Raw genomic sequence first — 24,039 nt, 5'->3', positions numbered from 1 at the left:
TTTGCAGGCTGATTACCCCCATGAGCCAGGCAGTGGACCGGAACAGGAGGTGGACTTGAACAAAAAGAAAAAAGTCGTCAATACTTCGATCTATCCTGATGAGGTCATCGAGCGTCTGGCCCGGTGCTTCTACCCTGCCATTCTGGAATGTTTCAACAGCGAGGAAGGCCAGCGGGCCTTCGCCGCCTGGCAGGCAAAGCATGCCGGACTCACAGCCAAAGAAAAACAGGACGTTCCCGCTGGGGAACGCCCTGCTTTACATACGGACCGCAAACGACTTTTTTCAGACAAGGCGCACCTTTCGGGGTGCGCCTTTCTTTTGTCCTCCGGTTCAAGCCGTCACTGCCTGCCCCGCCCGGCCTTCTGGTACAGTTTCGGACAGGGGACAGCCCCCTGATTCAGCTCACCGAAGAAAATGAAAAATCCGAACCCTTCTCCTATTGGAAAAAGGTTCGGATTTTGTGCTTGTGGTGCGGATAAGAGGACTTGAACCTCCACCGAGTTGCCCCGATTAGAACCTGAATCTAACGCGTCTGCCAATTCCGCCATATCCGCTCATCTTTGGTTTTGTGTCCCGCTGTCTGGCTGGGACGTGTGTTATTATACCACACTGGCGCGGATTGTCAAGCACTTTTTTCAGATTCTTTTTGCTCTCCTTGGGGACGCGGGGTCAGCGGTCTTCGGGGGGCAGGTCGTCCAGGCTCCCCTTGCCCGGTTCGGCGCCGGTCCAGCCCAGGCGTTCTGCATCGGGGCTGGCGTCGCCCTCCCGCACAGCGGTGTCATAGGCCGGGGTGCCGCTGTAAGCGCTGGGCGGGCCCAGCTCCAGCCAGAACTGCTCCGCCTCGGGCATTTGCAGGTCCTTGGCCTGCGGCTCGGGGACCGGGGCGTGCTTTGTATCCTTTTGTGCTCGTTTCATCTGACCGTCCTCCTTGGTTGGATGTGCTGCGGACTGTATACAGTCTGGCCCCAGGGCCTATACTTTATGCACCATCTGTCAAAGGAGGCTGTCCCTATGGAGACCAAAGGCTGGAAAAGTTTCTGGACCGCCCTGTGGGTGACCCTGCTGGTCCTGCTGCCCCTGGTGGCGGGCACGCTGGTGCTGGCCCAGCGCCAGGCGCTGCAGCGGGTGCGGGCATCCGAGAGCCAGAGCGGGGTGCCGGTGCGCCTGCCCCGGGAAGAAAACCACCTGACCCTGCTGGCCTGTGTAGCCGGAGAGGACCCGGCTTTTGTACTGCTGTACCTGAACGCCGACCAAAACTGCATCCACCTGCTGGCCCTGCCCAGCCAGCTGGCAGTGCCTTTCAGCGATGGGGAAGCCACCCTGGCCCAGTGCTACCAGGCCGCAGGCCCCGCACGCTGTCTGCAGGGTCTGGGGCAGGTGCTCAGTCTGCCCGAGGACGCCCATTATCTGGCGGCCACTCCCGAGACCCTGGCGGAGCTGTGCGGCGGCTATGGCAGCTTGCGGGTGGGCTTTTCGGGGGCGCTCACCCCCAGCCAGCTGGAACAGACCGGCCAGAGCGGGGTGAGCGACTGGACCGTCTCCTCTGCCCACGCTTTCCTGGCCGGGCTGGAGGGCGCTTTGCCTCCCGGCACGGTGGCCGCCGCCAGGGCTGCTGTATGGGACGCCTTTTTCCGGCAGAATCTCGATGCCCTGCCCGCCGCTCTGCCCCAGGCCCTGCGGGACGCCAGCGGCTCCCTGCTCACCGATCTGACGGCCGGGGATCTGCTGACTTTGGAGGACACCCTGGAACTTTTGGCCAACGGCGGGGCCGTCGTGGAAAGCGGGGTCCTGCCGGGACAGTACCGCCCGGGCACCGGCTTTTACGCCCTGGACGAGGAGGCGCAGGCCGCGCTGATGGCTTTCTTCAATGTGGAAGCCAGCTCGGGGCAGAGGGAGTCCTCCAGCGCACCGTACCCCAGCACCAGCGTGCCCGAAGGGCAGCGGGCCGGGGACGCCATCGAGTAACCGCTCAGGGCGGCCAGGCGGATGCCTGCCTGCCGGGCCGCCCGGACCAGCTCCTGGTCTGAGGGCACCGGCCCTGCCAAATGGAGCAGCAGATGCAGGCCGGTATGCAGCCCGGACAACCGGGCCTTTGGGCCGAAAGCCTCCGTCAGTGCGCCGGCAAGGGCATTGCGCCGGGCCTTGTAGGTCATACGGCTGCGGGCCAGATGGCGGGTAAAATACCCTTCCTGGATGAAGCGGGCCAGGGTCTGCTGCTCGAACCGGCCCACCGTGGCAGAATAGAGGCTGTACCTCTCCTGCCAGGCGGGCAGCAGGCTGCGCGGCAGCACCATATAGGCGATGCGGATGCCAGGGGCCAGGCTGCGGGCCACCGTGGACAGATAGATCACCGGACCGTCTCCCCCGGCCATCCCCTGCAGGCTGGGCAGAGGCCGGGTATCGAAACGGAACTCGGAATCATAGTCGTCCTCGATGATATACCGGCCGGGGGCGGCGGCCGCCCAGCCCAACAGTTCGGCCCTGCGGGGGGCGGGCATGGTCACACCGGTGGGGAACTGGTGGCTGGGGGTGACATAGCACACCGCCGCATCCGAGGCGGCCAGGTCCGCCACCGACAGTCCCCCTTCGTCCACCGGGATCAGCCGGCAGGGCCGGCCGCTGTTTTCCAGCACCTGCCTGGCCCGGGGGTAGCCCGGGTCCTCCACCGCCGCAGGTCCCGGCAGCAGAGGGGCCAGCAGGCTGAGCAGGTATTCGATGCCCGCCCCCACCACGATCTGGCCGAAGGTACAGCGCACCCCGCGGTACTCCTCCAGATAGCCCGCCAGGGCCTGCCGCAGCTGGATATCCCCTCGGGGGTCGCCCCGGGCCAGCAGCTGTGGGCTGGTATAAAGCAATTCCTTCTGGAGCCGCGCCCAGGTGCGGAACGGGAACAGCCCGGTATCCACTCCGCCGGTGGACAGGTCGTACTGCACCGGCGGGCCGGCGGGCGCAGCCGCAGGCGCCGGGGCTGCCGGCAGCTCGGGACGGCCCGGCAGGGCGGGATATTCCTGCACATAAAAGCCACTGCGGGCCCTGCTGGCCAGATACCCTTCGGCGGCCAGCATCTGATAGGCCCCGTCCACCGTGTTCACCGACACGCCCAGCGCCTCGGCCAGGCTGCGCTTGCCCGGCATCCGGGTCCCCGCGGGCAGAGCCCCTGAGCGGATCTCCCCTGCCAGGCTGCGGTAGAGCTGCTGGTACAAAGGCACCCGGGAAGCCGGGTCCAGAGCTGCAGTCAAATGGAGCATAACAGGCGCCTCCTCTCAACTGATACCATAAAAAAGTTGTATTCTGGGTATTTTCATGGAGCCAGTTTTGGCTATAATAGGAGCATACCCGCCGGGGACCCAAAAGTCAAGCCCCCACGGGAATCTGTTGTTTGGAGGGATCGCCATGTCATCCACCGCCATGTGGCTGCTGCTGGCCGTCGTGGTCATCGGCATCTTGTTTGTCAGCGTGCTGTACAAGCGCACCTTTACCCCCCATGAGCTGGCCCTGACCGGCGTCATGGCTGCGCTGAGCTTTGTCGCCTACCTGTTTTTCCGCGTGCCCTTTTATGGGGGGTCCTCCTTCCATCTGGGCAACACCTTCACCGCCCTGGCGGCTCTGCTGCTGGACGGTGTGTCCGGCGGGCTGTCGGGGGCCATCGGCCTGGCCCTGGCCGACGTACTGGCCGGCGACCCGGGCTATGCGGTCACCACCTTTGTGCTCAAGTTCATCATCGGGGTGGTGTGCGGCTTCACTGCCCACCGTCTTTGCCGCATCGATGCCGCCGCGCCGGGGCGCAGCCTGCCCTATCTGGCCCGGGTGACGGTGTCGGCCGGGTCGGGTCTGCTGGTCAATGTGTTCACCGACCCCCTGCTGGGCTATTTCCGCAACGTGTACATCTTCGGGCAGGATTACTCGGCAGCCCAGGTGCTGGCCTCGGTGGCGGGAGGCGTCACCCTGGTGAACAGCCTGGTATCCACCCTCTGTGCGGTGCTGCTGTACCTGGCCGTCCGGCCCGCTCTGGACCGGGCCGGGCTGCTGCCCAAACCCCAGGACCGCAGCCTGAAGCAGGTTCACAGGGCATAACACAGCCGTTTTCCGCATATACATCCAGGAGCTGCGCCGCCAGGCGCCGCTCCTTTTTCTGTTGTGCGGGGAGGTGTGGCCTATGCTGGAAGAACTGAACCGGGTGCTGTGGGGCCCGCTGGGGGTGGGCCTGCTGGGGGCCGCCGGCCTGTGGCTGACGGTGCGCACCGGCTGGTTCCAGCTGCGGCAGGCCCGGCTGTGGCTGGGCCAGACCCTGGGCGCCCTGCTGGCGGGCAGTCCCGAGCTGGACCGTCAGGGCGGGGACAGCATTTCTCCCCTGCAAAGTCTGTGCACCGCCCTGGGGGCCACCATCGGGGCCGGCAGCGTGCTGGGCGTGGGAGCGGCCATTGCCAGCGGCGGGCCGGGGGCGGTGTTCTGGATGTGGGTGATGGCCCTGTTCGGGATGATGACCGCCTACGCCGAAAACCTACTGGGACTGGCCTACCGCCGCCGGCAGGGCGGCATGTGGCAGGGCGGGCCCATGTATTATTTGTCGGAAGGGCTGGGCGCAAGGCCTGGCTGCAAGGCTCTGGGCCGGGCTCTGGCCGGGCTGTTCGCGGGCCTGTGCGTGCTGGCCTCCCTGGGCATGGGGAATCTGAGCCAGGTCAACGCCATGGCCGCAGCCCTGCAGGGGGCCTTTGGCACGCCGCCCCCGCTGACAGGGGCCGTGGTGGCCCTGGCCACCGGGGTGCTGCTGTGGCGCGGCCTGAAAGGGGTGGCGGCCGCCGCCGGGCGTCTGGTCCCGCTGATGGCGGCCTTCTATCTGGCGGGGGCCCTGCTGGTGGTGGGACTGCACGCCGCGCGGCTGCCGGCGGCGCTGGAAGCCATCGTCCGGGGCGCTTTCGGGCTGCGGGCCGCCGGGGGCGGCCTTATGGGTTACGGCGTCTGGACGGCGGTGCGCTGGGGCTTTGCACGGGGGTGTTTTTCCAGCGAGGCGGGACTTGGCTCCTCAGCCATCGCCAGCGGCTCGGCCTCCACCCCCGAGCCGGTGCAGCAGGGGATGTGGGGGATGTTCCAGGTGTTCGTATCCACCTTTGTGGTGTGCACCCTCACCGCCCTGGCCATCCTGACGGCCGGTCTGGTGGACCTGGACACCGGGCGGGTGGCGTTCTCCGCGCCGGTGGAACAGCTGGCCGGGGCGGCTTTCGCTTCCGCCTTCGGACCGCTGGGCCCGGTGTTTTTGGGCGTCACCGTGGCCCTGTTCGCCTGGTCCTCCATTTTGGGGTGGAGCCAGTACGGTGCGGCCTGCTGGACCTATCTGCTGGGGCCGGACAGCCTCTGGATTTACAAGCTGGTGTTCCTGGCCCTGACCGCCGCCGGAGCCTGCGCCGACTTCACTCTGGCTCTGGCCCTGGCCGACGCGGTGAACGGCCTGATGATGCTGCCCAACCTGGCGGGGCTGTTCGCCCTCTCGGGGGAGGTGGCCAGGCGCACCCGGCTCTATCTGGAAGAAAAGCGCACCGCCCCATGACGCAAAAACCGCCTCTCTTTCGGACGGTCCCGAAAAGGAGGCGGGATGTTATGGATTTAGACTTTGTCGATGGTGATGCTCCAGGTGCTGCCCAGGGCCTCGTCGGGCTCCAGCACCTCGTGCCGGCCCTCCTCGTTGACGCTGTTGGCCCAGCCGTTCCAGGGTTCCATGCAGACAAAGCTCTCGGCATCCTGCTGCCACAGCACGCCGTTGGTGAAGCTCTCGTCGGCATCCACCGTCACCTTGTGGCCGTTGCCCTTGTCGGTGAAGGACATGGGGAACTGCACCCCCGTCAGCAGCCGGATGCTGTCGGCGGCGCCCTCTTTGCGGGTGAGGGTGATGGTCTCGGGTGCGGCGGGCTGTTCGCCCTTGGCGTTTTCCGAGCAGGTGGCGCAGTGGATGTCAAACGCCACATTCTCCAGTTTGCTGGCCATGAAATAGGGATGATAGCCAAAGCTGAAGGGCATGGGCTTATCCCCGTCGTTGATGACGGTCAGGTCGATGGTGGCGGTCCTGCCCTGCAGGTTGTAGGTCACCAGCAGGGTAAAGTCGAAGGGATACAGGAACTTGGTCAAAGGCGAGGACTGCAGCATCAGGGTGACCCCGTCGGGTCCCACGCTGTCCACCTGCCAGGCGCACAGATCGGCCAGGCCATGGGTCTCCATGGGATAGGCCTTGCCCTCAAAGATGTGGACGCCCCCGTCGGGGTTGGAGCAGCTGGGGAACAGGATGGGCACACCAAAGCGGGGGCGGTTGCACTCGCTGAAGTTGGGGCGGCGCACCCAGATGTACTCCTCCCCGTTCAGGGCAAAGCCGGTGATCATCCCTCCGCGCTCGGGGGTGATGACCAGCTCGGTGCCTGCGGCGGGGTCGGTGATGACGTACTGCTCATAGCAGGCATCGCCTTCGGTGACATAACGGGTGGTGATCTGATTCATAGCGTATACCTCCTGTAAGATGGGGCGGGGCCGGCCCGTCCGGTTTTGCCTCTATTGTACCAGATTTTTCAAAAAAGGGCCATGCCTTTTGGCACGGCCCTTCTCTTTTTTCCGCTTTTACAGCACCACGCCGTCCTTGAAGATGGAGATATCCCGGAAGCCGTTGATCTCTGCCTTGGTCTGTTTGCCGCTGGCGGTGTCGATCACCAGCTGCAGCAGGTCCTGGGCGGTCTGGTCGATGGTCTTTTTGCCGTCGGCGATGACGCCTGCGTTGAAGTCGATCCAGCCGGGCTTCTTTTCCGCCAGGGGGGTGTTGGTGGAGATCTTCAACGTGGGGGCCGGCGCCGAGAAGGGGGTCCCCCGTCCGGTGGAGAACAGGATCATATGGGCCCCTGCCGCCGTCATGGCGGTGGCGGACACCAGGTCGTTGCCGGGTCCGTAGAGCATATTCAGGCCCTTGGTCACCACCGGGTCGCCGTAGTCGATCACGTCCATGATGGGGGCGGTGCCGCCCTTCTGCACGCAGCCGCAGCTCTTGTCCTCCAGGGTGGTGATACCGCCCTGCTTGTTGCCCGGGGAGGGGTTGTCATACACCACCTCGTTGTGGCTGATGAAGTAGTGCTTGAAGCCGTTCAGCATATGCTCGGCCTTCTCGAACACCTTGCGGTCGATGCAGCGGTTCATCAAGAAGCCCTCGGCGCCGAACATTTCGGGCACCTCGGTCAGGACGGTGGAGCCGCCCCGCTGGCCCAGCATATCCGAAAAGCGGCCGATGGTGGGGTTGGCGGTGATACCGGACAGCCCGTCCGAGCCGCCGCACTTCATGCCCACCACCAGCTCGGACACCGGGATGGGCTGACGCTCAAACTGACGGGCGTAATCGGCCAGCTCCTCCAGCAGCTTGCGGGCGGCGGCGAACTCGTCCTCCACGTCCTGGCAGACCAGGAACTTGACCCGGTCGGGGTCGTAGGGGCCCAGCTCCTCCTTGAACTGGTCGGGCTGGATGTTCTCGCAGCCCAGGTGCAGCACCAGCACGCCGGCGGCGTTGGGGTGGCGCACCAGCGCGGCCAGCAGCTTGCGGGTCTGGGCATGGTCATGGCCGGTCTGGCTGCACCCAAAAGGATGGGGGAAGGTGTACAGGCCTTCGATGCTGCCGGTCACCAGGTCCTGGTTGTCCTGCACCATCTTTTTGGCGTTCTCGTTGACACAGCCCACCACCGGGATGATCCAGATCTCGTTGCGGATGGCTGCGCGGCCGTCCTTGCGGCGGAAGCCCATGAAGGTCTCGGGCTCCACCCTGGGCAGGGGGGCCAGATCGGGGGCGGGATCGTAGCTGTACTCCACCTCTCCCGAAAGGTTGGTCTTGACGTTGTGGGTGTGCATCCAGCGGCCGGGCTGGGCGTCCTCGGTGGCGTGTCCGATGGCAAAGCCGTACTTGACCACGTTCTCCCCTGCCCGGATGGGCCGCACCGCCATCTTATGGCCCTGGGGGATGTCCTCCAGCGCCGTCACCGACAGTCCGTCGGTCTGGACCAGTTCCCCCTTGGCGATGGGGTGCAGCGCCACCACCACGTTGTCGATGGGGCTGATGTGAATAGCCTGCGCCATAGTGTTCTCCTTTGCAAAGAAAAGGCCGGCGGGGCGCACGGGAACGGCCCCCGCCGGCAACGGTTCTGTTGATGCAGTCAGCGCCTTACAGGCAGCTCTTGTAGGCGGCTTCGGCGCCCTGGGTGCGGATCAGCTCCAGGTCGGCCAGCACAGCCTGCTCCACGCCGGGGATGGCGCTGAGATCCTGGTCCCACATCTGGGTGTTGCTCAGCACAGCCTTGACCAGCTGGGCGGCGGTGTCATCCTTGTGGGCATAGTAGAAGTCCAGCGCCCATGCGTCGTCCTGGATCTTGTAGGTGTTGCCCTTGGGGCGCTTGCAGATCAGGCCGTCGGCAGCGCGCTCCTGGATGTCATTGGAGTAGAAAGCGATATAGGCCGCCAGGCTCATGGTCAGGCACTTGGGCAGCGCGCCGGTCTCCTTGATATACTCCAGGAAGGAGGGCATATTGCGGGCCTTCCACTTGGAGGTGGAGTTCAGGGAAATGCTCATCAGCTCGTGGTTGATGAAGGGGTTGTTGAAGCGGTCCTGCACGGCGGCGGCAAACTCCTTCAGGTCGTTCTTGTCCAGCGGCAGCGTGGGGATGACTTCCTCATACAGCATCTTGTTCATGAACTCGCGGATGGTATCGTTGTGCATGCAGTCCCGCACGATGTCATAGCCCGCCAGGTATGCGCCCAGCACAAAGCCGGTATGGGCGCCGTTCAGGATGCGCACCTTGCGCTTCTTGTAGGGGGTGACGTCGGGCACCACCATCACGTTGACGCCGGCCTTCTTGAACGGCAGCTTGTCCTCCAGCCAGGCCGGGCCTTCGATGACCCACACGCCGAACACTTCGCCCACGTCCAGCACCTGGTCGTGGTAGCCGTTGGCCTCCTCCAGGGCGGCCAGCTCCTGGGGATCGCGGATGCGGCCGGGCACGATGCGGTCCACCAGAGTGGAGCAGAAGGTGTTGGCGGTGTTCATCCAGTCGATAAAGCCCTGCTCCAGGCCCCAGTCGGCGGCATAGCTGTTGCAGCACTTCTGCAGTTCCTTGCCGTTGTTGTCGATCAGCTCGCAGGACAGGATCACCAGGCCCTTGTCCGCCGCGCCGTCAAACGCCTTGTAGCGCTCGTACAGCACCCGGGTCAGCTTGGCCGGGAAGCTGTTGGGGGGCACCTGGTCAAACGCGCTGTCCCCTTTTGTATAGGCGATGCCCGCCTCGGTGGTGTTGGAGGCAATGATCTCCAATGCGGGGCTGGCCGCCAGGGCCAGCACCTCGTCCCACTTGCCTTCGCTGTAAGGGCACACGCAGTTGGCCACGCAGGAGATCACCCGCTTGTCATCCACCTTCTGGCCCTTGTCGCTGCCCCGCAGATACAAGGTGTACAGGCCCTCCTGGGCGTTGATCCAGTCTGCCATCTGGGGGAAATTGCCGATGGGCTGCACCAGGCTGACCTTGCCGTTCCAGCCCGCCTTCTCGTTGGCGATATCAAAGAAGTAGTCCACAAACGCCCGCAGGAAGTTGCCTTCGCCAAACTGCATCACCTTGACGGGGGCGTCCTTCAGCACATACCCCTTGTAGCCGGACTGCTCCAGCACCTTATAATTCAACGTTTCCATCTCAAGATCTCCTTTTACAACGTACTCTAGCCAGCGCCGGCAGGCCGGTTTGCCGCCGGGGTTCCTTGTTTCATTTTAAGCTCTTGTATACAAATAAGTCAAGCCCTTTCTTGCAGATTTTCCGTTGAAAACAGGCCCTATTCACAAATTCCGGCGGTTTACACAATCAATTCTAGGAAATTTCGGCAATTTTTCAGTTGTATACAATCCCCTTTTTAAGGTATACTATACATAAGTGAGATTCTGTCCATATGCTCTGCGGACAGAGGCACACCCGAAACACGCGCTGCAAACAAGCGGAGAAAAGGAGTATCCAACCATGAAAGCATTTATGGATAAAGACTTCATGCTTCAGTCGCCCACGGCCCAGCACCTGTACCACGATTACGCGGCCGGGATGCCCATCTGCGACTATCACTGCCATATCCCGCCCCGTGAGATCTACGAGAACCGCAAGTTCGAAAACATCACCCAGGTATGGCTGGGCGGCCGCAATCCCGACGGCAGCTATTTTGGCGACCACTACAAATGGCGCGTGATGCGCTCCAACGGTGTGCCCGAAGAATACATCACCGGGGACAAGCCCGACCGCGAGCGCTTCCAGAAGTTTGCCGAGGCCCTGCCCATGGCCATCGGCAACCCCATGTACCACTGGACCAACCTCGAACTGCACACCTTCTTTGGCTATGACGGCGTGCTGAACGGGGACACCGCCGAAGAAGTCTGGAACCTGTGCAACGACAAGCTGCAGAACGATCCCAAGCTGACCGTCCGCGGCCTGATCGAGCAGTCCAACGTGGCGTTCATCGGCACCACCGACGACCCCATCGACAGCCTGGAGTGGCACGAGAAGATCAAGAACGACCCCACCATCAAGTTCACGGTGGCTCCTTCCTTCCGTCCCGATAAAGCCATCAACATCAACAAGCCCGGCTTTGCGGAGTACATGGGCCAGCTGGCCAAGAGCGTGGGCAAGGAAAAACTGGCCTGCATCCACTGCGTCATGGACGCCCTGACCGAGCGGCTGGAGTTCTTTGTCAAGATGGGCTGCCGCGCTTCCGACCACGGCCTGGACTATGTGCCCTACCGTGAGGCCACCCTGGAGGAAGTGGACGCCATTTACAAGAAAGCCATGGCCGGCGAAGCCGTCACCACCGAGGAGGCCGAAAAGTACCAGACCGCCATCCTGATCCATCTGGGCCGCCTGTACCACAAGCACGGCGTGGCCATGCAGCTGCATTATTCCTGCCTGCGCGGCGTCAACCGCAAGATGAACGCTCTGCTGGGCCCCGACACCGGCTTTGACATGATCAACCAGAACACCTGCGGCGGCAACATCGCAGCCCTGCTCAGCGCCCTGAACGACACCGACGAGTGCCCCAAGACCATCATCTACAGCCTGAATCCCATCGACAACGAGCAGATCGGCACCATCTGCGGCTGCTTCCAGAACGATGAGATCCCCGGCAAGATCCAGGCCGGCTCTGCATGGTGGTTCTGCGACCAGAAGGTGGGCATGGAGAACCAGATGAAGTCCCTGGCCAACCTGGGCCTGCTGGGCAACTTCATCGGTATGCTGACCGACAGCCGCAGCTTCCTCAGCTACACCCGCCATGACTACTTCCGCCGCATCATGTGCAACCTGATCGGCCAGTGGGTCGAGGACGGCGAATATCCCGCTGACGAGAAGGCCCTGGAGAAGATCGTCAAGGGCATCTGCTTCGACAACGCCAAGCGGTACTTCGGCCTGTAAACCCCGCGCCTCAAGGTACTTATAAGCCCTTCCGCCCGTACCGGCGGGAGGGCTTTTATATAGCCCTCTTTCCCCTTTTGCAGCCAACTTTGACAAAGGATAAATAAAAAAGCGGGGGGCCCTTTGCAGCCTCCCCGCCTTTTGTCTCCCTTCCGATGCGCGCCCGGCAAAGGCGGGCCTTATTCCGCCAGCCTGATTTTCGGATCCTGGTACAGCGGATTCGCCGCGATTTCGGGCGCATCTCCCCAAAAGGCTTTTCCCGCTTCCCGATCGGCCTGCAGCCAGTACATAAACCAGGCTGTCACATAGCCATTCGCAGCATACAGCATTTCGCCATGCGGGGTATCCTTTCTTCGCAGCATGACTTTGCTGCCGCTCACATCGTTGTAGATTTCTTCCAGCTGCTCTCCCGTCACCACCCAGTCATCGCCGCCGCCTGCGCCGGAAAGCAGCAGGACAGGCGTATCGATCTGCGCGGCGTCATAGTCCCATTCCAGATCATGCGCCAGTTTTTTGTTGGTGGGAGACAGGCTTACAGCAGCCTTGTATAGATCTCCGTGCCTTTGCTCCGTGATGGCATTGAACACGCCGACGCCGCCCTGCGAGTGGCCAACAATGCCCACCTTTTCAAAATCCACCTTCTGATAGAATCTGTTTTCGTTCTCTCCGATCCTTTCGTTGTCGTTGAGTTTCTGCAAATGCCGGATGCACATCTCCGCACCAAAGCCATTCCAGTCATACGCTTCTTCCGTCCCTATCACGATAAAGCCCCACGAAGCAAAATGTTCCGGCACCGAAAGATACTTCGAAACCGGCGTCCCGCTGCCATTGCAGAGGACGATCACAGGGTATGTTCCATCCGTTGTCTCCAGGTCGGACGGATAGCAGATGGTGTACCTGGAAAATCCCTGCAGCGCGGGCTCCTGATAGACCGACACTTCATGGCCGCCTTTTCCCATATATTTTGCCTCAACAGGTCCGCCGGTCTCGGTTTTCTGCGTATAGTCGGCAGGCGCAGCGAGACGGCTCTCCAGCAGCTTGGGCACCGCAAGGCCGCCGGCCGTCAGGATCAAAGCAATGATACCGATCGTTTTCAGTGTTTTGTTCATGGGTCGTCGTTCTCCGTTTCCTGTTTCAAAAAGATTTGCTCCATCTTCTCCGGGCTGTCTTTCATCCCCTGCAGCACCCATTCATTTACCAGCCCGCACAGCGCACCGGACAGAAAGGCGGTTTGATAGGTATTTTTCCATTCGCCGGTCCGGCTCTGCTTTCCGCACCGGACGATATGCTCCATAAGCAGATGGGAAAGGCCTGTGCGATAGAGCAGTTCGATCTCCTCCCTCATGTCCAGAAAATGCTGGAACATTTCCGAGATCACGTGCGGGTAGCGGTCCGGGCAGGCGATCAATCCATCCCACCACCGGGAAGTTCTTTCCTCCAGAAACTGGCGGATGATCTCCTCGATGCTTTGATAATTCCGGTAAAAGGAGTTGCGGCTGACGCCGGCTTCACGCACCAGGTCGGTCACAGTGATCTTATGATATGGTTTTCTTTTCATCAGACGGAACAGAGACTGCGTGATGCATTCGCAGACAAACGCATTGGTCGGGTGGGTCCTTTTCATTCCTTTGCCTCCTATCCTGCGGCTCCAGGACAAGTGTATCAAAGCACGCACCCAAGCGCAATATCCGAAGGCTCCACTGGTACAAAGCCGATGCAATTGCTCCAGCCGAATCAAAAAACGGGAAAGGGGCCCGTCCCTTTCCCGTTTTTCCGTTTCAGCCCATCGCCGCCGCAAAGCTTCCCTTACTTCCGCACAACGCGGCGGCGGCACATACCGGTCTTACCGCAGACGGGGCATTGCAGCCTGCGCCTGGTAAGGGTGTGATAGCCCTTCACATAATCCCGCAGGCTGGGGACGAACAGCGCCCCGCAGTCAGGGCACTCGTAGTAGCCCGCCCGGACATCCAGCACGGCGGCGGCGCCTATCCCGGCTACTGCTGTCGCCACCGCCAGTACCACCAGAGCCACCCGGACCGCCGCGGGCATCTGGATGTACGACGCCAGGGTCACCAGCGAGACCACTGCGATCACGGTGATCGTTCCACAGATGACCGTCAGGACCATATACTTTTTGTTTTCCTGATTTTCCTTCATGAGATCCATCATATTTTCCTCCGCTTTCTTTTGGTAATCTGCGGGCTGCACCTTCTCCCCCGACAACAGGTCATTGACGGTGATGTGCAGCGCCTGGCACAGGGGCAGCATCAAGGAGACTTCCGGCAGGCCCTTGCCGGTATCACATAGTTAAAGATATTGGTGTCATTCAATCAATCTTGCCGATAAAGCGGTAGAAGATTTCTACCTCCTGTTCCCTGCTTCCGTCCTCACCTTTGACCGCTTCATGGACAACGATTTTTTCAATCAGCGTATTCAAAAGTTCGGCGGTCAGTTCCGTTGGATTGACGCACTCTTTCATCAAGGCAATCCATTTTTCTGCGTCTGCGGCGTTCTGGCTTTCAGTGGTGATAGCGGATTGAAGCCGCTCAATCTTTTCGTCCAGTTCAGCCTGTTCGCTTTGGTACTTCCCGGACAGCATAGAGAAGTTGTATTCCGTGATACGCCCCGCCGCCCAGTCCTCATACATCCGGGCAAACAAAGTATCGACTTCGGCTTTTCGCTTCTCTGCCTTTTTCAGTTCTGCGGCCTGCTTCTTTCTTGCGGCGGCCTGTCCCTTATCAGTGGCATTTAACAGCCGCTTCAAGAGCCGTTCTTCATCATGTTGTACCAGTCCCGACCAGTATTGCAGACGGGAGAGGACATAGGCATAAAGCACATCATAACGGATATAGTGCATGGAGCATTGGCGTGTGCCCTGCCCGTACTTGCTACAATGATAATGGCCGTAAGGCTTGCTGTTCTGCCTGTTCTCCCCATAGGACAGCGACCAGCCGCAATCCGCACATTTTACCAATCCGGAAAAAATCTGCGTTGTACCATCCTTGCACTTCCTGCGGCGGTTTGCTATCTGCTCCTGTACCTGCCGGAAAACCTGCTCGCTGATAATCGGCTCCTGCGTGTTCTCCACCCGCACCCATTCACTTTGGGGCTTGCGTACCCTCCGCTTGTTCTTAAAGGAAATATTTGTTTCCCGGTAGTGGATGGTATGGCCGATATAGGTTTCATCTTTCATAATGCTCTTGACCTGCGCTATCGTCCATGCGTAGCTTTTTTCCTCCGGTGCACCCGCATAGATGTTTGCGAAAGTCCCGTCACGCTGGAAGTTGATAAATCCCGGCGTGGGAACCTTTTCCGCAATCAGTATTCTTGTGATACTGGCCGCCCCTCTGCCATGAATGGCAAGGTCAAAAATCTTCTCCACTATCCAGCGGGTTTCCTCGTCGATTATCAGCTTGTTTTTGATTTCCGGGTGTTTCCTGTACCCGATGGGAGCATAGGCGCCGATACGCTGTCCTGTGGCAAACTTCGCTTTGAAAGCGGCCTTTACCTTGCGGCTCGTATCTTTCGCAAACCACTCATTGAACAGGTTTTTGAACGGGACAAAATCGGAAAGCCCTTTTTCTGTGTCCTCATTCTCCGCAACGGCGATGTAGCGCACCCGTTTTTCCGGGAACAGAAATTCCAGATAGTAGTCCATCATCACATGTTCCCGCCCGAAACGGGAAAGGTCTTTCGTGACAATGCAGTTTACTTTTCCGGCTTCCATATCGTCCATCATGCGCTGAAAATCCGGGCGTTCAAAGTTCGTCCCCGACCAGCCATCGTCCACATACTCACCGACTACATGAAGCCCCTGTTCCTTTGCGTACTGTTGCAGGATTGTCCGCTGTGTTTCAATGCTTACGCTGTCACCATAGTTTTCATCGTCCCGGCTCAATCTCATATAAAGCGCCGTGTTGTAAATCGTAGTATTGTAAGGTTGTTTCACCGTTAAAAATCCTCCTTCTAAAGAAACAACCCACGCTTACAATACTTTTGCTCTATGGCAATTATATCATAAGCGTGGGCGTGTTATCAATGATGGGCTATCAGGTTGAAGCGGCTTTTTCTGCGGTATGCCGCACCACATCTACAATCAGATCACCGAGGGGCTTCCCGACTGCGGCGAAGTGTTCGGAGATTTTTATACGGTTGTTCCCACATACAAAATACTGCGTCCCGTTCTCTGTTCGTATGACCTGCCCTGTCCGGGGTGTAAAAATATCGCTTTCGCTTTTTGCCATCCAGTGTCCTCCATATTCAGTTTTCAAGGTACAATGCCGCACAGGGGCGGCGAAAATTTCTGCTTATATCTATCACCTTTCCTTTGCCGTGTGCCGCTGCTGCCGTTTCAGTTCCGCCAGTATATCCGGCGGGATACGGTCAACCAGCCTCTGTAAATTGTCCAGTTCGCTTTTCAGCTTTGCCCGTTCCATCGTATCTTTCATCTTGCCTTTTTCACTGGCCTTTGCTCTTGCTTCCAACTTCTCATTCTCCGCCAACAGGTCATTGATTGTGACCTTGTACTTTTTCAACTGCCCGGAGAAGTTTTCCATCTGCGGGAACCACTTTTTCAGCATGGAAAGGGCTTCCTCTTTTTTCTTTCCGGCGTTCAGCGGGTTAATGCCGTCAAGGGCGGCTTCAATGGCTCTGGCCTGTTTGGAGAGGGAAACCGCCTGTTTGAAAAGCCGGGTGGGGATATGCTTCCGGCCTGTCTTGCTGGCGCTTTCCCCACGCTCCAAGTCAGGATATTTCTCCACCATATAGGCGTGAAAATCGTCCTGCCACTTCGTCAGGTTTGCCCGGTTGCCGATAATCTCCTTTGCACACAGGCGGTTGTCCTTTGTCAGCGGAACAAAGGTCAAATGCAGGTGGGGCGTTTTCTCGTCCATGTGTACCACCGCCGACACGATATTTTCCCGTCCTACCCGGCCAATGAGGAAAGCCGCCGCCCTCTGGAAAAACGCCTGTATCTCCTTTGGGGATTTCCCCTTGAAAAACTCCGGGCTGGCAGTTACCAGTGTATCGACAAACCGTGTGCTGTCTTTCCTCGTCCGGCATCCGGCCTGCTCGATACGGCTCTGAATGAAGTGGTAATAGCGTCCCTCCGGCTTGACGATATGGAAGTTGTATTTACTCCGGCTTGTGTCAATGTCGGGATTGCTGGCATATTGTTCTTTCTGTCTTTCGTGATGGGCTTCCAGCGGCCTTGCCGGGTTGCCCTTGTGCTTCTCAAACCGCAAAATTGCGTGTTGTGCCATTCTGCTCCTTTCCCCATTCCTTTCCTATCCAGGGTTTTCCACAGGGAAAATCCCGCCAGAATTATCTCTGATACGATAGGAATGGAATGGATATAAATAAATCATTTTAATCTTTGTATTTCTATATACCGTCTGGTTTTCCTACTTCTCAAGATTGATTTCCGTACTTCAAGGGTACGGTTTTCAGTCCTCCGGCGTACCAGAACGGGATTTCTTGAAGTCGGTGTTTGGAACCGCTTCATAGGATTTTGGGAAAATGCGGTTGGGTTTTCCACAGCCCTGCTTCTGGATTTCCACCAGTCCGGCGTATTGCAGTTCCCGCAGGGTGTTCACCGCTTTTTGCCGCCCACAATGGAGCAATGTGACCACTTCACAGATAGGGAAATACAGGAAAATCCGTCCGCAGTCATCCGCCCACCCATTTTTGCGGGATAACTCTGTCCGGCGCAGAATAAAGGCATACAGAACCTTTGCCTCGTTGGACAGGAGCTTGAACGTGGGGGCTTCAAAGAGGAAATTCGGGAGCCGGGTGAAGCTGAACGCCCTTTCCGGCTGATGGATATAGATGGTATTTGTCATAGTGCGTTTTGTGGACGGTTAGAAGCCCGTTTTCCGGGGCGGGCGATACTTTATACCACCTGCCCCGGTTTGGGGCTTGCGAAGCCTGATAAATCAAGGCTTTTTTCGCTCCTAACTGTCCACAGCAGACCTCCTTTTCCGTTCACTTTCTGTTTTCTGCCGCCTGTGAACTCTGGCGGCACAGCCGGGGCAGTATTTTGCCCGGTTGGATTTGGGGACGAACACACCGCCGCAGACCTCACAGCGTTTCAAGTCCTTATCCCGGAAAATCTCCGCTTCCAGCGTCCCGTCCAGCGGCAAGACCGCCCAGCGGAACCACTTACAGCAGACCGAGAAAGAAATCGTCTGCGGACAGGTGCAGGTGTCCCCATCGTCAAGGACAATGCAGTTGCCGTCCTCACAGCAACAGCACTCCCGGCGTATCAGGCTGGCCGCCTGTTTTCTCTGCGCCGGGGTCATGCGGTAAAGGGAACCGTCCGGCCTGCGTTCCAGCGGCGGCAAGTCTTTATAGGGGTTATCTCTCATGCGTTCCCTCCATTTTGCTTTCCGTTGCCGTTCCCCCCCCGAAAAGGCTTCCTGCCTCATTCCTGCGGCGTGTTCCGGCGTTGGCACGCTCCCCGCAACTTCGGGACATTTTGTCCCGAAGTCCGGCTCCTTGCGGTGCTTCCCCAGCCGGGGTATTCCTTTTCGGACGGTCATTCTGTTTTCAAGGTGCCGTCCATCGATGAACTACCCTAAGTCTACACGAAAAAAATGCAATTCCCGGAATATTGCGAGAATTGCATTTTGATGAAGTTTACACTTTGGAAATTGCATTTTTGCAATCATTCTGTATAATGGAAGTATGCGGAGGAGGTGCGTATCTATGGCTTTACCCGGAACACCCGGACAGCGGATTTCCGATTTATGCAACGGGAACCACATCACACAAAAGGAACTTGCGGAGAAGATAGGCGTTTCCGCTTCCCAGTTGAGCCGCATTGTCAGCGGCGAAACAAGAACGGTCAGCAGTGATATTCTCATAGGTGTAGCAAAGGAATTTAAGGTATCGACAGACTACATACTGGGCTTGTCTACCGTGAGCGTTCGTAAAAGCTACGATATTTCTGAATTAGGCTTGTCCGAGGGAGCCGTGAGGGGGCTTGTGACGGGTGCTGTTGATGTGCAAATCCTCAACCGCCTGTTGGAACATAGGAATTTTCCTAAGCTGATAGATTTGATACGGATTTATTTTCAGGACACAGCGGCAAAAGGCATAACAGCAAGAAACCAGCTTATCGAGATGGCAACGGCTTCCCTGTCCGACCTGATGAAAGAACACCCGGAACACCGGGCGGAAGCAAAGCAGGATTTACAGCTTTTGAACGCCCAGAAGATGGGGGAACATGAGGCGGAGATTGAGAAAATCAAAAATGTGTTCCTTGCTATCCTGCGGGATATTAAGAAAGACATTGACAACGGGGAACAGCCGGGAGAAGCTGTGACCGCCGCGATGTTCCAAGCCATGCGGGACGCATTGGCGGAACAGAAGCAAAACCCGCTTTCCATTGACGATGTAACGGCGATGGTTGCCGGACAGATCGGACAGCTTGCACCGATGGATGAAGAAACTGCCGACCTGTTCAAGCAGTTGGCAAAAAAGATGATGAAAGGAATAGAATAATAGCCTGTTATTCGAGATAATAATATGCCATTAGTAAAGCATGACTACCCTGTTTTAGAGTACGATACCGCATCAAAAGCTGTTTTTCAGCCGGGAAATGGGAAAAAATGTTTTCCTGCAAAAGCAGTGTTTGCTTTTTTAGGAGACGAGGTTGAAAATTATGCACATACCCATGATGGAATACAGATAGATGAATTTGAAAGTGCAACAAGACGATATCCTATTTATGAATGTCTTTATAATCAGGAGAAAATATGTCTATGTCCGGCTCCTGTGGGAAGTGCTGCTGCCGTCCAAGTTTTAGAATATTTAATTGCAGGGGGTGTAACAAAGATTATTTCCGTCGGCTCCTGCGGCGTATTGGAAGACATCCCGGAAAATAGATTTTTGATACCTGTTTCTGCATTGAGAGATGAGGGAACATCTTACCATTATCTTCCTCCCTCCCGAGAAGTAGAGATTTCAAAGGCTGGTATAAATGCGATTGAATCTGCTTTAAGCCAAAAGAATATACCATATTGGGAAGTTAAAACATGGACAACAGACGGTTTTTATCGAGAAACAGTAGAAATGGTTCAGTATCGGAAAGAAGAGGGATGTCAAGTAGTAGAAATGGAATGTTCCGCATTGGCGGCGTGTGCAAAATTTAGAAAAGTTACATGGGCTATGCTGCTTTTTTCAGCCGATACTCTTGCAGACCCTCATAAATACCAAGAAAGAGAATGGGGAAAAACAAGTATATCCATAGCCTTAGAATTAGCCTTAGACGCTGTTTTATCAGTTGTTGAGGAGTAAAAATAAATACATATAGGAGTTACAATGAATATAAATGAATTTCCACAACAAGTAAATCAAGTTATTTCAATAGCAGAAACCATATTACAAGGTCAAATATTGGGGATATATTTATATGGTTCAGCAACAATGAATGGGCTGCGTCCAGATAGTGATATAGATATACTGATAATTACTAAACAAGAATTGAGTAATTCAATCAGAGCAGATCTAACAAAGCAATTATTGAAAATTTCTGGCTCCGTAGGCTGTATTGAAAAAAGACCTTTAGAGGTAACTATTATCAATCAATCTGATATTGTTCCGTTGCAATTTCCGCCAAAATGTCAGTATATGTATGGTGAATGGCTAAGGGGAGAGATGGAAGCAGGAGAATATCCGCAAGCCTGCAATGACCCAGATATAATGATTTTATTATGGCAAGCAAGAAAAAATAGCATAACTTTGAAGGGGGCGGAAAGCAAAGAGCTTATTCCCGCTATCCCATTTCACGAAATTAAAAAAGCAATTCGGTTTTCTTTACCTGGTTTGATTTCCAGCTTTAAGGGTGATGAAAGAAATGTGTTATTAACCTTATCACGAATGTGGTTTACTTTAGTAACAGAAGAAATCACGACAAAAGATGTTGCCGCAAAATGGGTAATTTTAAAATTGCCGGAGAGATTTCCCCCCCTGCTAACAACGGCAAAGGAAGCTTATTTGGGAAATTTGTCTGATGAATGGGAGACAGTAGAAAAGGAAGCGATGGCACTTGTAGAATATATGAAAAAACAAATTGAGGAATTACTTAGAACAGAGTAGCAAAGTTAGCGGGGCCAATCAACGGTCAAGATGAACGGCGCATAAATGCGCCGCCGTTGACAGTCCCGCCCGTCTTTGCTGATGGGCAATCAAGGCGGGAAAGCCCTAAAATGGCTTCCCGCCCATTTCAATCTTGAGAGAAGAAACGCTCCAAAATCAGAAAGAGAGCGGTAAATCTAAATTGCGAGGGAGAATGTAGATGAATCAAGGAAGAATTATTGTGATTACAGGTTCGCCGGGAACAGGAAAGACAACAACTGCGTCGATTGTCGCAAAAGAATCGAACATGGATAAATCTGTGCATATGCACACAGACGACTTTTTTCATTAGGCTCTGTCACAACAAATGGTTGATTTTTGACGAGAAATAGCGTATAATAATAGTAAGAAACAGTACCACCGAAGGAGGTAATTGGATATGCCTACTATCAAAGACGCATTAGATATTATCGGTAAGTTGACTGTCGCAGAGCAGGAAAGCCTTAAAACAATGCTTTTAAGTCCTGCCTTTGTAAAGTCTTTGAATATTGAAGATTTCGTAGCAAAGGAACGCTTTGCAAATGGTCGTGTATGCCCTCTTTGTGGCTGTATCCATGTGGTTCGCAATGGTCATCGTAAAGATGGCACACAGCGATATGTATGTAAGGATTGTGGCAAGTCCTTCGTGATTGCTACGAACTCCATTGTGTCTGGTACAAGAAAAGACTTGTCCGTGTGGGAGCAGTACATTGATTGTATGATGAATGGCTTATCCATTCGTAAGACTGCTGTTGCTTGTGGGATTCACAGAAACACCGCATTCCTTTGGAGACACAAGATTTTGGATGCACTTCAGAATATGGCAGACGATGTTACCCTTGACGGCATTATTGAGGCTGACGAAACTTTTTTCGCCATCTCGTACAAGGGCAATCATAGCAAGAGTAAGACATTTGCTATGCCACGCAAGGCTCATAAGCGTGGTCATTCTACACATATCAGAGGCTTGTCCCAAGAAAAGGTATGTGTTCCTTGTGCGGTTAATAGGAATGGCTTGTCTATCTCCAAGATTACGAATACTGGTAGAGTTTCTACAATAGATTTACATCATATTTATGATGGTAGGATTAAGACCAATTCCACTCTTGTTACGGACAAGATGAACTCCTATGTGAGATTTACAAATGCCAATGGCATTGACCTTGTGCAGTTAAAGACTGGCAAAGCCAAGAAAGGCATTTATAATATCCAACATATCAATAGCTACCATAGCCAGCTAAAGAGGTTTATGCGTGGCTTTAACGGTGTTTCTACCAAGTATCTGAACAACTATCTTGTGTGGAATAACCTTGTAAATTACGCCAAAGAAAGCGACATGGAGAAAAGGAACATCTTCTTAACTTTCGTTTTGGCAACATTGAAAACTGCTAAATGCAGAGATTTATCAAACAGACCAGCAGTTCCTCTGGTCGCCTAATTAGAATTTGTGGAGATGATAAGATGGTCAATATAACAGATGTAAAACAGATTCTTCAATTTGCAATAGATGCGGAGATTAAAGTCTTTCTTGATGGTGGCTGGGGTGTAGATGCTCTTCTTGGATATCAGTCAAGAGCCCATAATGATATTGACATTTTTGTAGAAAAGAACGATTATCAGAACTTTATAGAAATAATGAAAGCTAATGGCTTTTATGAGATTAAGATGGAATATACAACATTGAACCATACTGTATGGGAAGATTTGAAAAACAGAATTATTGATTTGCATTGTTTTGAATATACGGACGAAGGTGAAATTCTTTATGATGGGGATTGTTTTCCGGTAGAAACTTTTTCGGGTAAAGGAAGAATTGAGGAAATAGAGGTTTCCTGTATTGAACCATATAGTCAAGTAATGTTCCATCTGGGATACGAGTTTGATGAAAATGATGCACATGATGTGAAGTTATTGTGTGAGACACTTCATATCGAAATTCCAAATGAGTATAGATAACTGCAAATAACAGTTTGTAGGGGAGTTCTGATACTCCCCTATAAAAATGGCTATTTATCAACTGTTTGTTGTGACATAGCCTTTCATTATTTAAGCAAAGGAGCAATACCGCCGCATTTACCAGAGTCCAACGAACAAAATTTAGTTGTCATTGAAGCCTTTTTAGAAGCTGCAAAGCGCTATGCCCGCGGCGGATATGATGTAATTGTAGATGGAATTGTCGGGCCGTGGTTTTTAGAACCATGGAGAGCCCTTGTTCGAGAAGATTATGAAGTACACTATATTGTTTTAAGAGCCAGTAAAGAAGAAACTATGAAACGAGCTGTGGAACGTTCAAAATTAGACAGAAAAACAAATGTTGAATTAGTAGAAACAATGTGGGAGCAATTTTGTAATTTGGGGATATATGAATCGAATGTTATAGAAACGACAACCTATTCTATCCAAGAGGCTGTTTTTGCAGTAAAAGAAAAAATTTCAAGTGGAGCCGCATTGCTATCTTAAACGATTTCTAAAAATCGAAATTTCATTTATCAGAGAAATAGCAAAGCCAGTTAACGGTCAAGATGAACGGCGCATTTCATGCGCCGCCGTTGACCGTTCCGTCTGGCTTTGCTGATGGGCAATCAAGGCGGGAAAGCCCTAAAATGGCTTCCCGCCCATTTCAATTATGAGAAAAGAAACACTCCAAAATCAGAAAGAGAGCGGCCAAGCACTTTGAGGGATTGGTCGCCTTGTTCACCCATTCAGCGGAACGGCGGGTGGCGGTCAAGGCCGGGTGTAAGCCCGTTCATTTCAGCCTTGACGGTTGCCCGCTGTCCTGTTACTTTTCCGGGAGTGTAGCCACAACTTCGGGACACTTTGTCCACAAGTCGGAGCGTAGGACGAGGGACGGGGGCTTTCATATACGCCCAGTCTGCTGTTGAAACCAGACCTGTGCTTACGGCTCTACGCCACGCAAGCACAGCCCTGTTTTCCTGCCGCTCCAAATGCCCTTGCCCTCCCCGGCGGCAACGGCATTTTCACGGCAACGCCGACAGAGCGTATAACACACTACACTTTGCTTCGCAAAGTCGTGTGCCAAATGGGGGCGTTGCCCCCTTTGGAAACCCCCACAAGAAAAGGCGGTACGCTACCCCTCCACGGGGCGCATACCGCCTTTTCTTGTTATCCAGCCCTCCGGCTGTATCGGTTGAGCAAAAGTCAGCGTGGGATTGATGTGGTATCTTTATCTAAGTGAACCCCCGGTCTCCCATTTGCTGATCGTCTTGTCGCTGATGTCCAGCTCTCCGGCCAGCTGGCGCTGGGTGAGCTGTCGGGCCTTTCGCTGTTCCGCGATGAATCTGCCGATCTTGATCTGGTCCATCGCTCCACCTCCTTTCTGCCTCCATTTTACCGAACGGACGGCCTGTTTTGCAACACACGCTGCGTAGATAAGCGGAACTCTTCGCTGCGTAGACCTCACAAATAGCGCCTGACCCTCTGCATATAGTCCCGGTAGGCCGCGCCAAACCGCGCCAG

The 24,039-nt window shown here is 55.5% G+C and carries 25 protein-coding genes and 1 tRNA gene; 11 read left to right on the top strand and 15 right to left on the bottom strand.

All coding sequences use genetic code 11. The features are described 5' to 3' along the window. Positions 1-49: 49 nt before the first annotated feature. Complete coding sequence (locus B5G12_RS14955) at positions 50-397, top strand: hypothetical protein (RefSeq protein ID WP_242955987.1); 348 nt, start codon at positions 50-52, stop codon at positions 395-397. Positions 398-468: 71 nt separating this feature from the next. On the opposite strand, the gene B5G12_RS08870 is transcribed toward B5G12_RS14955, so the two are convergent. The 3 genes from B5G12_RS08870 to pdxR form a co-directional block, all read right to left on the bottom strand. Continuing rightward, positions 469-555, bottom strand: a tRNA-Leu gene (locus B5G12_RS08870). Positions 556-670: 115 nt separating this feature from the next. Further along, positions 671-916 (bottom strand): hypothetical protein, encoded by a 246-nt coding sequence (locus tag B5G12_RS08865; RefSeq protein ID WP_087229034.1) that lies wholly within the window; start codon positions 914-916, stop codon positions 671-673. A 905-nt stretch (positions 917-1,821) separates the two neighbouring features. Next, positions 1,822-3,249: a MocR-like pyridoxine biosynthesis transcription factor PdxR gene (gene pdxR, locus B5G12_RS08855; protein ID WP_087324654.1), complete on the bottom strand. Its 1,428-nt coding sequence runs from the start codon at positions 3,247-3,249 to the stop codon at positions 1,822-1,824. 145 nt (positions 3,250-3,394) lie between these two features. Here pdxR and B5G12_RS08850 point away from each other — a divergent pair, with 145 nt between their 5' ends. After that, on the top strand, positions 3,395-4,075 hold the full coding sequence (locus B5G12_RS08850) for an ECF transporter S component (RefSeq protein ID WP_242955986.1): 681 nt from the start codon (positions 3,395-3,397) through the stop codon (positions 4,073-4,075). Between the two features lie 82 nt (positions 4,076-4,157). Continuing rightward, on the top strand, positions 4,158-5,546 hold the full coding sequence (locus B5G12_RS08845; RefSeq protein WP_087324653.1) for an alanine/glycine:cation symporter family protein: 1,389 nt from the start codon (positions 4,158-4,160) through the stop codon (positions 5,544-5,546). 56 nt (positions 5,547-5,602) lie between these two features. Here the strand turns inward: B5G12_RS08845 and B5G12_RS08840 are convergent, their stop codons facing one another. From B5G12_RS08840 to B5G12_RS08830, 3 genes are all read right to left on the bottom strand, one after another. Further along, positions 5,603-6,484, bottom strand: a complete 882-nt coding sequence (locus B5G12_RS08840) for an aldose epimerase family protein (RefSeq protein ID WP_087324652.1) — start codon at positions 6,482-6,484, stop codon at positions 5,603-5,605. A gap of 117 nt (positions 6,485-6,601) precedes the next feature. Beyond that, positions 6,602-8,092 (bottom strand): UxaA family hydrolase, encoded by a 1,491-nt coding sequence (locus B5G12_RS08835; RefSeq protein WP_087229046.1) that lies wholly within the window; start codon positions 8,090-8,092, stop codon positions 6,602-6,604. A gap of 85 nt (positions 8,093-8,177) precedes the next feature. After that, positions 8,178-9,692, bottom strand: coding sequence for a tagaturonate reductase (locus B5G12_RS08830; protein ID WP_087229049.1), 1,515 nt, complete (start codon positions 9,690-9,692; stop codon positions 8,178-8,180). 319 nt (positions 9,693-10,011) lie between these two features. On the opposite strand from B5G12_RS08830, the gene uxaC reads away from it, so the two are divergent. Beyond that, positions 10,012-11,445, top strand: a complete 1,434-nt coding sequence (uxaC, locus tag B5G12_RS08825; RefSeq protein ID WP_087229052.1) for a glucuronate isomerase — start codon at positions 10,012-10,014, stop codon at positions 11,443-11,445. 179 nt (positions 11,446-11,624) lie between these two features. On the opposite strand, the gene B5G12_RS08820 is transcribed toward uxaC, so the two are convergent. The 8 genes from B5G12_RS08820 to B5G12_RS08785 form a co-directional block, all read right to left on the bottom strand. After that, a complete protein-coding gene (locus tag B5G12_RS08820) occupies positions 11,625-12,554 on the bottom strand; it encodes an alpha/beta hydrolase family protein (RefSeq protein ID WP_087324651.1) in 930 nt (309 codons plus the stop codon). Further along, positions 12,551-13,069: a TetR/AcrR family transcriptional regulator gene (locus B5G12_RS08815; RefSeq protein ID WP_087324650.1), complete on the bottom strand. Its 519-nt coding sequence runs from the start codon at positions 13,067-13,069 to the stop codon at positions 12,551-12,553. Before B5G12_RS08815 ends, B5G12_RS08820 begins: the two co-directional genes overlap by 4 nt. 182 nt (positions 13,070-13,251) lie before the next feature. Then, positions 13,252-13,713, bottom strand: coding sequence for a hypothetical protein (locus B5G12_RS08810; protein WP_087324649.1), 462 nt, complete (start codon positions 13,711-13,713; stop codon positions 13,252-13,254). A 58-nt stretch (positions 13,714-13,771) separates the two neighbouring features. After that, positions 13,772-15,394 carry a recombinase family protein gene (locus B5G12_RS08805; protein ID WP_070112441.1) on the bottom strand — a complete coding sequence of 541 codons (1,623 nt, stop codon included), beginning with the start codon at positions 15,392-15,394 and terminating at the stop codon, positions 13,772-13,774. A gap of 100 nt (positions 15,395-15,494) precedes the next feature. Next, positions 15,495-15,689: a hypothetical protein gene (locus B5G12_RS08800; RefSeq protein WP_087258079.1), complete on the bottom strand. Its 195-nt coding sequence runs from the start codon at positions 15,687-15,689 to the stop codon at positions 15,495-15,497. 72 nt (positions 15,690-15,761) lie between these two features. Beyond that, the gene (gene mobV / locus B5G12_RS08795; protein WP_087258076.1) at positions 15,762-16,706 is read right to left on the bottom strand and encodes a MobV family relaxase; all 945 of its coding nucleotides are present in this window, start codon (positions 16,704-16,706) and stop codon (positions 15,762-15,764) included. Between the two features lie 183 nt (positions 16,707-16,889). Beyond that, positions 16,890-17,285 (bottom strand): replication initiator protein A, encoded by a 396-nt coding sequence (locus tag B5G12_RS08790; protein ID WP_087231432.1) that lies wholly within the window; start codon positions 17,283-17,285, stop codon positions 16,890-16,892. Positions 17,286-17,396: 111 nt separating this feature from the next. Next, positions 17,397-17,810 (bottom strand): cysteine-rich VLP domain-containing protein, encoded by a 414-nt coding sequence (locus tag B5G12_RS08785; RefSeq protein ID WP_002588751.1) that lies wholly within the window; start codon positions 17,808-17,810, stop codon positions 17,397-17,399. Between the two features lie 340 nt (positions 17,811-18,150). Between B5G12_RS08785 and B5G12_RS08780 the strand changes: the two genes are divergently transcribed. The 7 genes from B5G12_RS08780 (at position 18,151) to B5G12_RS08750 (ending at position 23,022) form a co-directional block, all read left to right on the top strand. Further along, positions 18,151-18,948, top strand: coding sequence for a helix-turn-helix domain-containing protein (locus tag B5G12_RS08780; protein WP_087231435.1), 798 nt, complete (start codon positions 18,151-18,153; stop codon positions 18,946-18,948). Positions 18,949-18,972: 24 nt separating this feature from the next. Further along, complete coding sequence (locus B5G12_RS08775) at positions 18,973-19,743, top strand: nucleoside phosphorylase (RefSeq protein ID WP_002578723.1); 771 nt, start codon at positions 18,973-18,975, stop codon at positions 19,741-19,743. A gap of 24 nt (positions 19,744-19,767) precedes the next feature. Continuing rightward, the gene (locus B5G12_RS08770) at positions 19,768-20,544 is read left to right on the top strand and encodes an ANT(9) family aminoglycoside nucleotidyltransferase (RefSeq protein ID WP_002578722.1); all 777 of its coding nucleotides are present in this window, start codon (positions 19,768-19,770) and stop codon (positions 20,542-20,544) included. A gap of 199 nt (positions 20,545-20,743) precedes the next feature. Next, positions 20,744-20,875, top strand: a complete 132-nt coding sequence (locus tag B5G12_RS08765) for a zeta toxin family protein (protein WP_132587467.1) — start codon at positions 20,744-20,746, stop codon at positions 20,873-20,875. Between the two features lie 87 nt (positions 20,876-20,962). Then, a complete protein-coding gene (locus tag B5G12_RS08760) occupies positions 20,963-22,000 on the top strand; it encodes an IS1595-like element ISSag10 family transposase (RefSeq protein WP_058962567.1) in 1,038 nt (345 codons plus the stop codon). A gap of 23 nt (positions 22,001-22,023) precedes the next feature. After that, on the top strand, positions 22,024-22,518 hold the full coding sequence (lnu(C), locus tag B5G12_RS08755; RefSeq protein WP_019543803.1) for a lincosamide nucleotidyltransferase Lnu(C): 495 nt from the start codon (positions 22,024-22,026) through the stop codon (positions 22,516-22,518). After that, positions 22,519-23,022: a phosphotransferase-like protein gene (locus B5G12_RS08750; RefSeq protein WP_441169890.1), complete on the top strand. Its 504-nt coding sequence runs from the start codon at positions 22,519-22,521 to the stop codon at positions 23,020-23,022. It begins immediately after the preceding gene. 724 nt (positions 23,023-23,746) lie between these two features. On the opposite strand, the gene B5G12_RS08735 is transcribed toward B5G12_RS08750, so the two are convergent. Next, positions 23,747-23,884: a helix-turn-helix domain-containing protein gene (locus B5G12_RS08735; RefSeq protein WP_087324648.1), complete on the bottom strand. Its 138-nt coding sequence runs from the start codon at positions 23,882-23,884 to the stop codon at positions 23,747-23,749. Positions 23,885-24,039 lie beyond the last annotated feature (155 nt).

Origin of the sequence: Faecalibacterium sp. An58 (assembly GCF_002161515.1) — a bacterium.
GTDB classification, from domain to species: domain Bacteria; phylum Bacillota; class Clostridia; order Oscillospirales; family Ruminococcaceae; genus Faecalibacterium; species Faecalibacterium avium.
The sequence above is the reverse complement of the archived record's forward strand: the minus strand, read 5'-3'. Positions and strand labels throughout refer to the sequence as shown.

Excerpts from the sequence above, each read along its gene's own strand:
- B5G12_RS08865 (WP_087229034.1), bottom strand. The coding sequence starts at position 916 with ATGAAACGAGCACAAAAGGATACAAAGCACGCCCCGGTCCCCGAGCCG.
- pdxR (WP_087324654.1), bottom strand. The coding sequence starts at position 3,249 with ATGCTCCATTTGACTGCAGCTCTGGACCCGGCTTCCCGGGTGCCTTTG.
- B5G12_RS08850 (WP_242955986.1), top strand. The coding sequence starts at position 3,395 with ATGTCATCCACCGCCATGTGGCTGCTGCTGGCCGTCGTGGTCATCGGC.
- B5G12_RS08845 (WP_087324653.1), top strand. The coding sequence starts at position 4,158 with ATGCTGGAAGAACTGAACCGGGTGCTGTGGGGCCCGCTGGGGGTGGGC.
- B5G12_RS08840 (WP_087324652.1), bottom strand. The coding sequence starts at position 6,484 with ATGAATCAGATCACCACCCGTTATGTCACCGAAGGCGATGCCTGCTAT.
- B5G12_RS08835 (WP_087229046.1), bottom strand. The coding sequence starts at position 8,092 with ATGGCGCAGGCTATTCACATCAGCCCCATCGACAACGTGGTGGTGGCG.
- B5G12_RS08830 (WP_087229049.1), bottom strand. The coding sequence starts at position 9,692 with ATGGAAACGTTGAATTATAAGGTGCTGGAGCAGTCCGGCTACAAGGGG.
- uxaC (WP_087229052.1), top strand. The coding sequence starts at position 10,012 with ATGAAAGCATTTATGGATAAAGACTTCATGCTTCAGTCGCCCACGGCC.
- B5G12_RS08820 (WP_087324651.1), bottom strand. The coding sequence starts at position 12,554 with ATGAACAAAACACTGAAAACGATCGGTATCATTGCTTTGATCCTGACG.
- B5G12_RS08815 (WP_087324650.1), bottom strand. The coding sequence starts at position 13,069 with ATGAAAAGGACCCACCCGACCAATGCGTTTGTCTGCGAATGCATCACG.
- B5G12_RS08810 (WP_087324649.1), bottom strand. The coding sequence starts at position 13,713 with ATGCTGCCCCTGTGCCAGGCGCTGCACATCACCGTCAATGACCTGTTG.
- B5G12_RS08800 (WP_087258079.1), bottom strand. The coding sequence starts at position 15,689 with ATGGCAAAAAGCGAAAGCGATATTTTTACACCCCGGACAGGGCAGGTC.
- mobV (WP_087258076.1), bottom strand. The coding sequence starts at position 16,706 with ATGGCACAACACGCAATTTTGCGGTTTGAGAAGCACAAGGGCAACCCG.
- B5G12_RS08790 (WP_087231432.1), bottom strand. The coding sequence starts at position 17,285 with ATGACAAATACCATCTATATCCATCAGCCGGAAAGGGCGTTCAGCTTC.
- B5G12_RS08785 (WP_002588751.1), bottom strand. The coding sequence starts at position 17,810 with ATGAGAGATAACCCCTATAAAGACTTGCCGCCGCTGGAACGCAGGCCG.
- B5G12_RS08780 (WP_087231435.1), top strand. The coding sequence starts at position 18,151 with ATGGCTTTACCCGGAACACCCGGACAGCGGATTTCCGATTTATGCAAC.
- B5G12_RS08775 (WP_002578723.1), top strand. The coding sequence starts at position 18,973 with ATGCCATTAGTAAAGCATGACTACCCTGTTTTAGAGTACGATACCGCA.
- B5G12_RS08770 (WP_002578722.1), top strand. The coding sequence starts at position 19,768 with ATGAATATAAATGAATTTCCACAACAAGTAAATCAAGTTATTTCAATA.
- B5G12_RS08765 (WP_132587467.1), top strand. The coding sequence starts at position 20,744 with ATGAATCAAGGAAGAATTATTGTGATTACAGGTTCGCCGGGAACAGGA.
- B5G12_RS08760 (WP_058962567.1), top strand. The coding sequence starts at position 20,963 with ATGCCTACTATCAAAGACGCATTAGATATTATCGGTAAGTTGACTGTC.
- B5G12_RS08735 (WP_087324648.1), bottom strand. The coding sequence starts at position 23,884 with ATGGACCAGATCAAGATCGGCAGATTCATCGCGGAACAGCGAAAGGCC.